At 68.5% G+C, this 12,862-nt stretch carries 13 protein-coding genes and 1 tRNA gene; 7 read left to right on the top strand and 7 right to left on the bottom strand.

All coding sequences use genetic code 11. The features are described 5' to 3' along the window. Positions 1 to 24: 24 nt before the first annotated feature. The 5 genes from RSP_RS01445 to parC form a co-directional block, all read right to left on the bottom strand. Positions 25 to 100: transfer RNA gene (locus RSP_RS01445), tRNA-Trp, on the bottom strand. Positions 101 to 174: 74 nt separating this feature from the next. Then, on the bottom strand, positions 175 to 819 hold the full coding sequence (locus tag RSP_RS01440) for a CatB-related O-acetyltransferase (RefSeq protein ID WP_011336948.1): 645 nt from the start codon (positions 817 to 819) through the stop codon (positions 175 to 177). 167 nt (positions 820 to 986) lie between these two features. Then, on the bottom strand, positions 987 to 2,162 hold the full coding sequence (gene tuf / locus RSP_RS01435) for an elongation factor Tu (protein WP_002722461.1): 1,176 nt from the start codon (positions 2,160 to 2,162) through the stop codon (positions 987 to 989). 100 nt (positions 2,163 to 2,262) lie between these two features. Next, positions 2,263 to 2,838, bottom strand: a complete 576-nt coding sequence (locus RSP_RS01430; RefSeq protein WP_002722458.1) for a hypothetical protein — start codon at positions 2,836 to 2,838, stop codon at positions 2,263 to 2,265. Between the two features lie 158 nt (positions 2,839 to 2,996). Further along, positions 2,997 to 5,300 carry a DNA topoisomerase IV subunit A gene (gene parC / locus RSP_RS01425; RefSeq protein ID WP_011336946.1) on the bottom strand — a complete coding sequence of 768 codons (2,304 nt, stop codon included), beginning with the start codon at positions 5,298 to 5,300 and terminating at the stop codon, positions 2,997 to 2,999. A 133-nt stretch (positions 5,301 to 5,433) separates the two neighbouring features. Between parC and RSP_RS01420 the strand changes: the two genes are divergently transcribed. The 6 genes from RSP_RS01420 to RSP_RS01395 all read left to right on the top strand — a co-directional run bounded on the left by RSP_RS01420 (position 5,434) and on the right by RSP_RS01395 (position 9,883). Next, complete coding sequence (locus RSP_RS01420; protein WP_017140056.1) at positions 5,434 to 5,994, top strand: SH3 domain-containing protein; 561 nt, start codon at positions 5,434 to 5,436, stop codon at positions 5,992 to 5,994. 300 nt (positions 5,995 to 6,294) lie between these two features. Then, the gene (locus tag RSP_RS01415) at positions 6,295 to 7,110 is read left to right on the top strand and encodes an SDR family NAD(P)-dependent oxidoreductase (protein ID WP_011336944.1); all 816 of its coding nucleotides are present in this window, start codon (positions 6,295 to 6,297) and stop codon (positions 7,108 to 7,110) included. Between the two features lie 167 nt (positions 7,111 to 7,277). Next, the gene (locus RSP_RS01410; RefSeq protein WP_002722450.1) at positions 7,278 to 7,487 is read left to right on the top strand and encodes a twin transmembrane helix small protein; all 210 of its coding nucleotides are present in this window, start codon (positions 7,278 to 7,280) and stop codon (positions 7,485 to 7,487) included. Then, a complete protein-coding gene (locus tag RSP_RS01405) occupies positions 7,487 to 8,065 on the top strand; it encodes a cob(I)yrinic acid a,c-diamide adenosyltransferase (RefSeq protein ID WP_002722447.1) in 579 nt (192 codons plus the stop codon). The genes RSP_RS01410 and RSP_RS01405 overlap by 1 nt, the downstream gene beginning before the upstream one ends. 130 nt (positions 8,066 to 8,195) lie before the next feature. After that, a complete protein-coding gene (locus RSP_RS01400; RefSeq protein ID WP_002722444.1) occupies positions 8,196 to 8,957 on the top strand; it encodes an electron transfer flavoprotein subunit beta/FixA family protein in 762 nt (253 codons plus the stop codon). Further along, positions 8,957 to 9,883: an electron transfer flavoprotein subunit alpha/FixB family protein gene (locus tag RSP_RS01395; RefSeq protein ID WP_011336943.1), complete on the top strand. Its 927-nt coding sequence runs from the start codon at positions 8,957 to 8,959 to the stop codon at positions 9,881 to 9,883. The genes RSP_RS01400 and RSP_RS01395 overlap by 1 nt, the downstream gene beginning before the upstream one ends. A 47-nt stretch (positions 9,884 to 9,930) precedes the next feature. Here RSP_RS01395 and RSP_RS01390 read toward each other — a convergent pair whose 3' ends face one another. After that, positions 9,931 to 10,755: a DUF6473 family protein gene (locus RSP_RS01390; RefSeq protein WP_011336942.1), complete on the bottom strand. Its 825-nt coding sequence runs from the start codon at positions 10,753 to 10,755 to the stop codon at positions 9,931 to 9,933. A 168-nt stretch (positions 10,756 to 10,923) separates the two neighbouring features. Here RSP_RS01390 and RSP_RS01385 point away from each other — a divergent pair, with 168 nt between their 5' ends. Next, positions 10,924 to 11,799, top strand: coding sequence for a 3-hydroxybutyryl-CoA dehydrogenase (locus tag RSP_RS01385; protein WP_002722439.1), 876 nt, complete (start codon positions 10,924 to 10,926; stop codon positions 11,797 to 11,799). Here the strand turns inward: RSP_RS01385 and RSP_RS01380 are convergent. Beyond that, positions 11,766 to 12,845 (bottom strand): acyltransferase family protein, encoded by a 1,080-nt coding sequence (locus RSP_RS01380; protein WP_227590617.1) that lies wholly within the window; start codon positions 12,843 to 12,845, stop codon positions 11,766 to 11,768. The two genes, RSP_RS01385 and RSP_RS01380, sit on opposite strands and share 34 nt — an antisense overlap. Positions 12,846 to 12,862 lie beyond the last annotated feature (17 nt).

The raw sequence follows: 12,862 nt of genomic DNA, 5'->3' as shown, positions 1-12,862 counted from the left end.
AAGAGCGCGGGATCGGGAAGGGCCTGGCAGGGGCAGGGGGACTCGAACCCACGACCCTCGGTTTTGGAGACCGATGCTCTACCAACTGAGCTATACCCCTAGGCCAGCCGCGAGATACGGCAGCCGGCGCCCGACCGCAAGTGCAAAGTTGCGCCCCGTGCGCCGGCTGCGGCGTCAGCGCGCGGCCGCCTCGAGATCGCCCGCCATCAACGCGGGCAGCCGCTCGGCCAGGCGCTCCTGCGGCCAGTCCCACCAGGCGAGCGCAAGGAGCCGCGCGATCACCTCGGGCGGAAAGCGCATCCGCAGGATGCGCGCCGGATTGCCGGCCACCACCGCATAATCGGGCACGTCACCGGCAACCACCGCCCCCGCCCCCACGATCACCCCATGGCCCAGCCGCACGCCGGGCAGGATCAGCGCCCCATGGCCGATCCAGACATCGTGGCCGATCACCGTGTCGGGCAGATCGGTCAGCGCCTCCTTGAGCAGCGCGAGGCTCGCCGGATCGAAGATCGCGAACGGATAGGTGGTGAGCCCGCCTGCCGGATGATTGGCGGAGGCGGTGATGATGCGCACGCCATGGGCGATCTGGCCGTAGCGGCCGATCTCCAGCCGCTCGGGCGCGCCGGGATAGAGGTAGGGCACCAGCCGTGCCGCCCAATCCTCGGGCGGGTCGAAATCGTTGGCATAGGTGAAATCGCCGATGCGGATGTTCGGATGGTCGATGACGCGGTTCAGATGCACCATCGAGGGGTTCGCGCGCCCGTCGGCAAAGCGCATCGGATGCCGGAGGCCGGCGTTCAGCAAGGGGGAGGGCATGGGATCTCCTCTGGCGTTTCGGACAAACGGTCAGATGCGGATCGTCACCATGCGGGCCTCCCTCACAGGCGCCGGATGCGGCGCGGGCCTTACCCTCGCACGGACGGCGCCAAAGGAAAAGGCGCGCGGGATGCCCCGCGCGCCCTGCGCCGACCGATCCGTCAGGATCAGGCGATGATTTTCGAGACGACGCCGGCGCCGACGGTGCGGCCGCCTTCACGGATGGCGAAGCGGAGCTTCTCTTCCATGGCGATCGGCGCGATCAGCTCGACGTTGAACTTCAGGTTGTCGCCCGGCATCACCATCTCGGTGCCTTCCGGCAGCTGCACGGTCCCGGTCACGTCGGTGGTCCGGAAGTAGAACTGCGGACGGTAGTTCGCGAAGAACGGGGTGTGGCGGCCGCCTTCCTCTTTCGTGAGGATGTAGGCCTCGGCCTCGAACTTCGTGTGCGGCTTCACCGAGCCCGGCTTGCAGAGAACCTGCCCGCGCTCGATGCCGTCGCGGTCCACGCCGCGGAGCAGCAGGCCCACGTTGTCGCCCGCTTCGCCCTGGTCGAGGAGCTTGCGGAACATCTCGACGCCGGTGCAGACCGTCTTCTTCGACGGGCGGATGCCGACGATCTCGAGTTCCTCGCCCACCTTCACCACGCCGCGCTCGATCCGGCCCGTGGCCACGGTGCCGCGGCCCGAGATCGAGAACACGTCCTCGACCGGCATCAGGAAGGGCTGGTCCACGGCACGCGCCGGGGTCGGGATGTATTCATCCACGGCGGCGATCAGCGCGCGGATCGAATCCTCGCCGATTTCCTTGTCGGTGCCGTTCATCGCGGCCAGAGCCGAGCCCTTGATGATCGGAATGTCGTCGCCGGGGTAGTCGTAGGACGACAGAAGCTCGCGGATCTCCATCTCGACCAGCTCGATGAGTTCCGGATCGTCCACCTGGTCGACCTTGTTCATGTAGACGACCATGTAGGGGATGCCCACCTGACGGCCGAGCAGGATGTGCTCGCGCGTCTGCGGCATCGGGCCGTCGGCCGCGTTCACCACGAGGATCGCGCCGTCCATCTGCGCGGCGCCGGTGATCATGTTCTTCACATAGTCGGCGTGGCCGGGGCAGTCGACGTGCGCATAGTGGCGCGTGTCCGACTCGTATTCCACGTGCGCGGTCGAGATCGTGATCCCGCGGGCCCGCTCTTCCGGCGCGCCGTCGATCTGGTCGTAGGCGCGGAACTCGCCGAAATACTTCGTGATCGCGGCCGTCAGAGTCGTCTTGCCGTGGTCAACGTGGCCGATCGTGCCGATGTTGACGTGCGGTTTGTTACGTTCAAACTTTGCCTTTGCCATTGGCGGAGCGCCTCGCGGATTGGGGGGCGGCCCAAGCGACACCGGACAGCCCGTTCTACACGGCGGCGGAGTTATCCATTGGCAGGAAGAAAATCAAGTATCACTTGTCTTTCCCCGGCGCGGGCGCGGGTTTCGGCGGCAGCGGCGGCAGGCCGAACCACTCGGGATGGGCGACGAGCCAGCCCTCGATCCGCTTGGCCGCATTGTAGGCCAGCGCCTCCATCTGCTCGTCCTTGCTCATCGTATAGCCGCTGCCCACGATGGAGCCGCCGGTCAGGCTCTCGAAGACGGTCATCTTCTCGCCCTTCTCGTTGAGCTTGGCGCCGGCCGCATCGTCCCAGATGTTGGCCGTGATCGCGATCACAGACTTCGGCGCCGCAACCACCGGGATGCCGGGCGGAGCCAGCGCATAGCCGTCGATGCTGACGCCCAGATTGTAGAGCTTCGTCCCCTCGTAGCGCCCGAACCGGTCGTCGATCGCCGTCTTCATGACCGCTTCCCACTCCTCGACCGAGGCCTCGCGCGAGATCGGCACCTTCTGCGCATGATCCGCCACGACGATGTTCAGCCCGAGCGCGAAATCGCCCAGATCGACGGGCGGTTCCTTCAGGTCGTTGCGCTGGCAGGCGGTCACGAGCAGGGCCGCAAGGCAGAGGGCTGCGAGGCGCAGGATCATGGGCTTCTCCGAAAGAGGGTGACCCCGCATAACTTGCCCCGTCCCGCCGTGCAACCGCCGCCCGCGGAACCGCCCCCGGGCGCCCGGCCCTTTCACTCTGCCCAAATATCCCGCGGGGGTCCGGGGGCGCGAAGCCCCCGGCTCCGGCCGCCCGCGCGTCAGGTGAAGCGGTTGTCCCGCGGAAAGCCCCGGGGCGCCATCTTGCCGGCGCCGGCCCGCGCGGCCGTCCATTCGGCCAGTTCGGTCTCGGTCCGCGTGCGGCCGGCCGGGTCCTTCCAGCTCAGCCCCCGGGCGATCTCGAAGGTGATCGCGTCCGACAGGCCGCCGTCCTTGTATTTCTGCAGCCGGACGCCCTTGCCCTTGGCCATCTCCGGCAGTTCGCTCACCGGGAAGACCAGAAGCTTGCGGTTCTCGCCCACCACCGCCACGTGATCGCCGCGCACCGGTCGGCAGACGGCGGTCCGCACGCCCTCCTTCATCGAGAGCACCGCCTTGCCCGCGCGGGTCTGGGCCAGCACCTCTTCGGACGGCACCACGAACCCGTCGCCCGCCGACGAGGCGAGCAGCAGCTTCTCGGCCGGACGCCAGACGAAGATGTCGTGGATCTCGGCCTCGTTCGGCAGGTCGACCATCAGCCGCACCGGCTCGCCCATGCCACGCCCGCCGGGCAGGCTCGCGCCCGTCAGCGTGTAGAAGCGCCCGTTCGAGCCCACGAGCAGAAGCCGGTCGGTCGTCTCGGCATGGAACAGGAAGCGCGGGCCGTCGCCATCCTTGAACTTCGCCTCGGTATCGAGCGGCTGGTGGCCCTTCATGGCCCGGATCCAGCCCATCTGCGAGCAGATCACCGTGATCGGCTCGCGCTCGATCATGGCTTCCAGCGGCACTTCCTCCACCTCGCCCGCCTCGGCGAACTGGGTGCGCCGCGCACCTGCCACGGTCCATTTGCCGAAGAGCTTGCGGATCTCGCCCAGATCGTGCCCGATCCGGTCCCACTGCAGCCGCTCCGAGCCGATCAGCGCCTCGAGATCGGCCCGCTCGGCCAGAAGCGCATCGCGCTCGGCCAGAAGTTCCATCTCCTCGAGCCGCCGCAGCGAGCGCAGGCGCATGTTGAGGATCGCCTCGGCCTGAACCTCGCTCAGATCGCCCGGCCCCGGCCCCGGCCCGACATAGTCCTTCTCCGAATTCGCCCGCTTGAACCTGCGCCCCCAGCTCTCGGCCATCAGCGCGCGCTTGGGGTCGGCATCGTAGCGGATGATGTCGATCACCCGGTCGAGGTTCAGGAAGGCCACGATCAGGCCGCCCAGCACCTCGAGCCGGTGGTCGATCTTCTCCATCCGATGCTGCGAGCGGCGGATCAGCACGTTGCGGCGGTGGTCGAGGAAGGCGCGCAGCACCTCCTTGAGCGAGCAGACCCGGGGCGTCCGCCCGTCGATCAGCACGTTCATGTTCAGCGAGAAGCGGATCTCGAGGTCCGAGTTGCGGAAGAGCATCCCCATCAGCATCTCAGGGTCGACGGTGCGCGCTCGCGGCTCAAGCACGATCCGCACATCGTCGGCGCTCTCGTCGCGCACGTCGGCCAGCGCCGGGACCTTCTTGGTCTGGATGAGCTCCGCCAGCCGCTCGATCAGCTTCGACTTCTGCACCTGATAGGGGATCTCGGTCACCACGATCTGCCAGGTGCCGCGGCCCAGATCCTCGGTCTGCCATTTCGCCCGGAGCCGGAACGCGCCGCGCCCCGTCCGGTAGGCCTCGAGGATCTGCTCCTTCGGCTCGACGATCACGCCGCCAGTGGGAAAGTCGGGGCCGGGGATCAGGCTCACCAGCGTGTCGTCGGCGATGGCGGGATCGCGGATCAGCGCGAGGCAGCCCTCGATCAACTCGTCGAGATTGTGCGGCGGGATGTTGGTGGCCATGCCCACCGCGATTCCCGACGCGCCATTGGCCAGCAGGTTCGGGAAGGCCGCGGGCATCACCACCGGCTCTTCCAGCGTGCCGTCGTAGTTCGGGCGGAAATCGACCGCGTTCTCGGCCAGCCCCTCCATCAGCAGCTCGGCGATGGGCGTGAGGCGCGCCTCGGTGTAGCGCGAGGCGGCCGGGTTGTCGCCGTCGATGTTGCCGAAGTTGCCCTGCCCGTCCACCAGCGGATAGCGGACGTTGAAATCCTGCGCGAGGCGCGCCATCGCGTCGTAGATCGCCGCATCCCCGTGCGGGTGATAGTTCCCCATCACGTCGCCCGCGATCTTGGCCGACTTGCGGAAGCCGCCGGTGGGCGAGAGCCGCAGTTCGCGCATCGCGAACAGGATGCGGCGGTGGACGGGCTTCAGCCCGTCGCGCGCGTCCGGCAGAGCGCGGTGCATGATGGTCGAGAGCGCATAGGTCAGGTAGCGCTCGCCGATGGCACGGCGGAGCGGTTCCGAGGTCGTGAGGGGCTCTTCGGTCGGATCTTCGGGCGTGTCGGTCATGGCGCGTGTCTAGTCCCGGCTGCCGCTCCGGTCCAGACGGAAAGGAATCCGGGAACCTGCCGCCGGGGAACGCGGTTCACAGGGCAAGGGAGGCACGGCCCCAGCCTCCTCATTGATCCCGGAGATTTTTCCCATGCTGCGTCTGACGTTGCTTCTTTGCTGCACCCTATTTGCCGTCCTGCTGATCGGCGGCCGCGATACCGGCCAGATGCGGCCGGGACTGGCCGCCGCTGCGAAGCTCGAACCCCATCCGCGCCCGGTGGTGACGCCCGTCGAGACGGCCTCGCTGGAAGCGGCGCGGACGCTGACGGTGGCCGCCGAGGCCCAGCCGGTGACGACGCCCGCCCCCACCCCCGTTGCGCTGCCCGCGACGCGCTACCGCGGCGACTGGGTGCAGGTCCTGCCGCTGCCGCCGCGCGCAGCCGAGACCCGCGCACCGCAGCCGGTGCTGGCCGCCGCCACGGTCGCCGAGACGCGGCAACCTGCGGGAGAGGTGCGCCATGTGACGGCCGACGCGGTCAATGTCCGCAGCGGCCCCTCGACGGCCTATCCGGTGGTCGGCCGGGTGCTGCGCGGAGACGCGGTGCTGGTCGACGGCCCGCAGGAGGGAAGCTGGGCACCGATCCGCATCGAAGGCGACGGCGTCTCGGGCTACATGGCCGCCCGCTTCCTCGCGCCCGGCACCGCCTTCTGATCTCCGGCCCGGCATCGCGGATCGGGCTCGCCGTGACCTTGCGCGCAGGGCGCTGACGCCAAAGGTCACGCCCCAATGGCTTCTTGCGCCGTCATCCTGCGCGCGAGGCGAACTCCACGCCTGCCCGATCCCACGCCTGCCTGTTTCTCCGGCACGGAGTGCCCGGCTCGTCTCCGATGAAGCCCGCGGCGGCAGAGCGTCTTCCCTCCCCTGACAGGAGTGCGTCCCGAGGCTCCGCCTACCCCTTGGCCTTCCCCGCCCTTTGCGCCAAGAGGAGCGCAGGCGAGGGCGGGGCTCCGGATGAAAAGCGTTCTGATCACGGGCTGCTCGTCGGGCATCGGGCTCGACGCGGCACGGGGACTTGCGGCCCGCGGCTGGCGGGTCTTCGCCACCTGCCGGCAGGAAGCCGACTGCGACCGCCTCCGCAGCGAGGGGCTCGAGAGCTTCCGGCTCGATTACGACGATCCCGAAAGCCTCGCCGCCGCCGTCGAGGAGGCCACGCGCCGCACCGGCGGCACGCTCGACGCGCTCTACAACAACGGCGCCTTCGCTTGCCCGGGCGCGGTGGAGGATCTGCCGCGCGAGGCGCTGCGGGCCGTGCTCGAGACCAATATCGTGGGCGTCCACGACCTGACGCGGCGGGTCATCCCGATCATGCGCCGTCAGGGGCACGGGCGGATCGTCAATTGCTCCTCGGTGTTGGGCTTCGTGGCCTATCCCTGGCGCGGCGCCTATGTCGCCTCGAAATTCGCGATGGAGGGGCTGACCGATGTGCTGCGGATCGAGATGGCAGACACGCCGATCCGGGTGATCCTGCTGGAACCGGGCCCCATCGCCTCGCGGATCCGCGAGAATTCCATCCCGCATTTCGAGCGCTGGATCGACTGGAGAGCCTCGGCCCGCGCCGACCAGTATCGCACGCTTCTGGGCCGGCTCTACGAGGGCGGCGAGGATCGCTGGCAGCTGCCCCCATCCGCCGTCACGGAAAAGCTGGTGCAGGCGCTGGAAAGCCCCCGCCCCCGCGCGCGCTACCGGATCACCGTGCCGAGCCGCACCGCCTGGGTGCTGCGGCGGCTCCTGCCGACCGCGGCGCTCGACCGGGTGCTCGGCCGCTGACCCCTCCCACAGGCGCCACATCCGGCGCGCGGCCGTGGCGTCAGGTTGCCCGCCCGGCTCCCCCGCATGCCGCATCCCGCGGTCCAAGATTCAATAAGATGCAGCGGAAATGAGTCGCTTTTTCCGCCCGGGCCGCTACATCACGCCGACAAATCGGGAGGAGAGCCATGCTGCACGACCCGTTGTTCATCGTCGTCGCCCTGGCCGTGCTGGCGGTGCTCGTCGTCCTCATGGTCGGGATCGGCGGCTTCGCGCGCGGCGGCGAGTTCAACCGCAAGCACGCCAACCGGCTGATGCGCTGGCGCATCATCGCGCAGGCGATTGCGATCGCTCTCATCCTGCTGTTCATGGCCTGGCGGCAATCGGGAGGGTTCTAATGGTCGTTCTGTCGAGGATCTACACGCGCACCGGCGATGCCGGCGAGACGGCGCTCGGCAATGGCGCGCGGGTGGCCAAGCATTCGCCCCGCGTCGCCGCCTATGGCACGGTCGACGAGACCAACGCCACGGTGGGCCTTGCCCGGCTCCATGCGCAGGGCGAGATGCAGGAGGCGCTCGCCCGGATCTCGAACGACCTCTTCGACCTCGGCGCGGACCTCTGCCGCCCCGAGATGGAGCGCGACCACGAGGCGGACTACACGCCGCTCCGCATCATTGCCGCCCAGGTGAACCGGCTCGAGCGCGAGATCGACGGAATGAACGCGCGGCTCGAGCCGCTGCGCAGCTTCATCCTCCCGGGCGGCTCGGCGCTGGCGGCCCAGCTCCACCTCTGTCGCACCGTGAGCCGCCGGGCCGAGCGCGAACTGGTCGAACTGGCCACCGTGGAGTCGGTGAACCCCGAGGCCCTGCGCTATCTCAACCGCCTTTCCGACTGGTTCTTCGTCGCCGGCCGGATCGCCAACGACGACGGGCGGGCCGACGTGCTCTGGGTTCCCGGCCTCACGCGTGAGGCATAAGGACGCATGAAGACGCGACGTCGGACGGAGGTTGACGGTCGGTTTTGATCTGTTGCGGCAGGTTCGATGCGGCTAACAACATCGCGGAGAGCTTGCCCGCGAGGGCGGATGAGAAGGGAGATTGCCACTGATGAAGGTTCTGGTGCCTGTCAAGCGCGTGATCGACTACAACGTGAAGGTTCGCGTGAAGGCGGACGGGAGCGGGGTCGATCTTGCGAACGTGAAGATGTCGATGAACCCGTTCGACGAAATCGCGGTCGAAGCGGCGATCCGTCTGCGCGAGGCCGGCACGGCGACCGAGGTGGTGGTGGTCTCGATCGGCGTGAAGCAGGCGCAGGAGACGCTGCGCACGGCGCTCGCCATGGGGGCGGACCGCGCGATCCTCGTCGAGGCCGCCTCGGACGTGCATCAGGACATCGAGCCGCTGGCGGTGGCGAAGATCCTGAAGGGCGTGGTCGAGGCCGAACAGCCGGGCCTCGTGATCTGCGGCAAGCAGGCCATCGACAATGACATGAACGCCACCGGGCAGATGCTGTCGGCGCTGCTCGGCTGGAGCCAGGCGACCTTCGCCTCGGATCTGGCCATCGAGGGCGATGCGGCCGTGGTCACCCGCGAGGTGGACGGCGGCATGCAGACCATCAAGGTCAAGATGCCGACCGTGGTGACGGTGGATCTGCGGATGAACGAGCCGCGCTATGCCTCGCTGCCCAACATCATGAAGGCCAAGAAGAAGCCGCTGGAAGAAAAGACCGCGGCCGATTTCGGCGTCGACGTGACGCCGCGGCTGTCGGTCGTGAAGACCTCCGAGCCGGCGGGCCGCAAGGCCGGCGTGATGGTGGGTTCGGTCGACGAGCTGATCGCGAAACTGAAAGACGAAGCGGGGGTGATCTGATGGCCGTTCTTCTGATTGCCGAAGTGACCGGCGGCACGCTGGGCGCGGATTCGACCGCCAAGGCGCTGACCGCGGCGAAGGCCCTGGGCGACGTGACCGTGCTCGTGGCGGGCACGGGCGTCGACGCCGCCGCGGCCGAAGCCGCGACCTTCGACGGCGTGGCCAAGGTGCTTGCGGCCGACGATGCCGCCTATGGCAACGGTCTGGCCGAGCCGCTGGCCGACCTGATCCTCGGCCTCGCGCCGGGCTACAGCCACATTCTCGCGCCGGCCACCTCGGCGGCCAAGAACGTGCTGCCGCGGGTGGCCGCGCTCCTTGACGTCATGGTGATCTCGGAGATCACGGCGGTGGTGGATGCCGACACGTTCGAGCGTCCGATCTATGCCGGCAACGCGATCCAGACGGTGAAGAGCTCGGACGCGACCAAGGTCGCCACAGTGCGGACGGCCACCTTCGAGGCGGCCGGCAAGGGCGGCTCGGCCCCCGTCGAGACCATCTCGGCCACCGCCGACAGCGGCCTCTCCTCGTGGGTCGAGGACAAGGTCGCGGCCTCCGACCGGCCGGAACTGACCTCGGCGCGGATCGTGGTCTCGGGCGGCCGCGGGCTCGGCTCGGAAGAGAATTTCGCCATGATCGAGCAGCTGGCCGACAAGCTCGGCGCGGCGGTGGGGGCCTCGCGTGCGGCGGTCGATTCGGGCTATGCGCCGAACGACTGGCAGGTGGGGCAGACCGGCAAGGTCGTGGCGCCGCAGCTCTATATCGCCGTGGGCATCTCGGGCGCGATCCAGCACCTCGCCGGGATGAAGGATTCGAAGATCATCGTCGCCATCAACAAGGACGAGGAGGCGCCGATCTTCCAGGTGGCCGACTATGGCCTCGTGGGCGACCTCTTCAGCCTCGTGCCGGAACTGACCGGCAAGCTCTGAACCGGATCTGAGCCGGTCGCAGGCGGGCGCCCCCCGGGGCGCCCGTTTCACATCAGCTCTCTCAGGACCGGCACCAGCGCCGCCGCGATCTCGGCATGAACGGCCGGGCCGGGCAGCTCGGCCGCGACGGGCCCGTCGAGCGGGGCAAAGCGCATGCCGTCCGTCCCGCAGGCCTGCGCCTCGCGCGAGGTGACGATCTGGAGGTAATGGCTCGCATGGGGCCGCACCGCCGCGATCATGTCCGCATCGATCAGAAGCGGCGTCAGATCGGGCGTGAGCGGCCCGCGCTCGGGCGGCGGATGATCCGCGATCCACAGGAGCAGCGTCGGCGCACTGATCCGCCCCAGCAGCGTGCGCATCCGCGCGACCCAGGCCGCCCGGAGCTCGGCCTCGACCTGCAGGAACTTCTCGGGCGAGACGGCGTGAAGCGTCTGCACCATGTGCCGCGTGAAGGCGAAGTCGGCGAAATCCACCTCGCGGTAGATGGTCTGAAGCACCGGCGAGGCGGCCAGGAACCGGTCGTTGCGCCGCGGATGAACCGAATAGAGCCGGTTGGTGAGATTGGCAGCCCCCACCACCTGCAGGATCGCCAGCGTCGCCTTCGAGGCCACCTGCGTGACGGAGGGATCGTTGAGATAGAGGTCGATCCCCGCATTCATGCAGGCGAGATTGACCAGCCGCAGCCCCGTCGCCTCTTCCACCAGAGCCGGATAGGGCTGCGGCACGAACTTGCCGTAGGTCTCGGTGCCGCCCAGCACGGCACAGAACGGCCCGTCGAGGCTGCGGCGGGGGCCGCGGAACATCAGACGAGACCCGCCATACCGGCAGGGATAATACTCCAGGGCGCTTTCGCCCTGATGTGCGAAGGCCATGACACCCACCTCGATAGTTCACCCGCCGGCCACGATGCGGCGGAGCTGTTGCCAAATGCCTAAAAGCCGCATTTGACGCGAAGTCTCGGCCTCCGGCGGGCGGGGGCCGCCCTTGCGTGCGCCACGGGCCTCCGCCTAATGTTCGCGCGAGCAAGCAGGAGGGACGGCATGGAGATCCGCAAGGTCGGCGTCGTGGGCGCGGGACAGATGGGCAGCGGTATCGCGCATGTCTTCTCGCTCGCGGGCTACGAGGTGCTGCTGAACGACATCAGCGCCGAAGGGCTGAACAAGGCGCTCTCGACCATCGAGCGCAACATGGAGCGGCAGGTCTCGCGCGGGAAGGTCTCGGCCGAGGACAAGGCCGCGGCGCTCGGGCGGATCCGCACCACCCAGACCCTCACCGACATCGCCAGGAGCGACCTCGTGATCGAGGCCGCCACCGAGCGCGAGACGGTGAAACAGGCGATCTTCGAGGATCTGGTGCCGCATCTTCTGCCGCACACGATCCTGACCTCGAACACCTCCTCGATCTCGATCACACGGCTTGCCTCGCGCACGGACCGGCCCGAGAAATTCATGGGCTTTCACTTCATGAACCCGGTGCCGGTGATGCAGCTCGTCGAGCTGATCCGCGGCATCGCGACCGACGACCCGACCTATCAGGCGCTGCTCAAGGTGGTGCAGAGCCTCGGCAAGACCGCGGCCAGCGCCGAGGATTTCCCGGCCTTCATCGTCAACCGCATCCTCGTGCCGATGATCAACGAAGCGGTCTACACGCTCTATGAAGGCGTGGGCTCGGTGCGCTCGATCGACGAGTCGATGAAGCTCGGGGCGAATCATCCGATGGGGCCGCTGGAGCTCGCGGATTTCATCGGGCTCGACACCTGCCTTGCGATCATGAACGTGCTGCACGACGGGCTGGCCGATACGAAATACCGGCCCTGCCCGCTTCTGGTGAAATATGTCGAGGCAGGATGGCTCGGCCGGAAGACCGCCCGCGGCTTCTACGATTATCGCGGCGAGACGCCGGTGCCGACACGGTAGGAGGCCCCCGGCGGGCGGCGGCGCAGGAACCGCCGCTCGACGAGGATCCACGACAGCCAGCCCACCGCGAGGGCGGCGGGCAGCGACAGGGCGGCGAAGGCCCAGCCCGACCAGCCGGGCCCCACGAGCGCGCGCAGCAGCATCTGCACCGGCCAGCCCCAGAGATACATGCCGTAGGACGGATCCCCGAACCGGCCGAGCGCGCCGAGCCGCGCACGCTCCTGCTGGCCGAACCAGATCAGCGGATAGGCGGCGAAGAGCGGGAAGAGCAGCCCCTCGACTTCGCGCCAGCCGCCCATCTTCAGCATCAGCACCCCGAGGATGGCCGCACTGGCCGCGGCGATCCGGCCGTCGGCGCGATGGCCTTCGGGCAGGAGCAGGCGCAGCGCCATGCCGGCCGCGAAGGACGGGCCGAGGTAGATCAGGCAGTTGAGGTAATCCGACACATAGAAGGCCGGCGTGAGCGTTGCGAAGACGGCCGCGCAGATGAGCGCGAGGACGGCTCCGCGGGTCAGCATGCCAACGAGCAACAGAAGCCCCACGACGAGATAGCAGGTGATCTCGATCCGGATCGTCCAGAGGACGCCATTGGCCACCGCAGCCACCCAGGCCGCGTCGCCCTCGGCCGGAAAGAAGCTGACGCGCCCCGGAAAGGTCAGGCTCGGGTCCTGCAGGAGAAGGACGCGGCCCAGCGTTTCCCAGGGGACGGGCTGCCCGAGGAAGGCCATGGCCCCCTCGGTCGCGAAGAGCGGGCAGATCGCGAGCGCCACGATGAGGTTGGCCGCGAGGAACCCCGGCAGCAGACGGCGCGCGCGCTTGGCGGCGAAATCGAGCACGCCCTGCGACCGCAGTGCACTGTCCGTCACGAGAAAGCCGCTCAGGATGAAGAAGATCATCACCGCATAGAGGCCGAGGATGGTGCCCGTCGCGGCCTTCAGCGGCTCGCCCGCCTCGGTCAGCTCCATGATGAGGAAGGCGTGGGAGAAGACCACGCCGCCCGCGGCCAGGATACGCAACAGGTCGAAGCCCGGATAAACCCGTGTCACTCGTGAGATCCTTTGCA

It is taken from the genome of Cereibacter sphaeroides 2.4.1, assembly GCF_000012905.2.
In the GTDB taxonomy this organism is placed as follows: domain Bacteria; phylum Pseudomonadota; class Alphaproteobacteria; order Rhodobacterales; family Rhodobacteraceae; genus Cereibacter_A; species Cereibacter_A sphaeroides.
The sequence above is the reverse complement of the archived record's forward strand: the minus strand, read 5'-3'. Positions and strand labels throughout refer to the sequence as shown.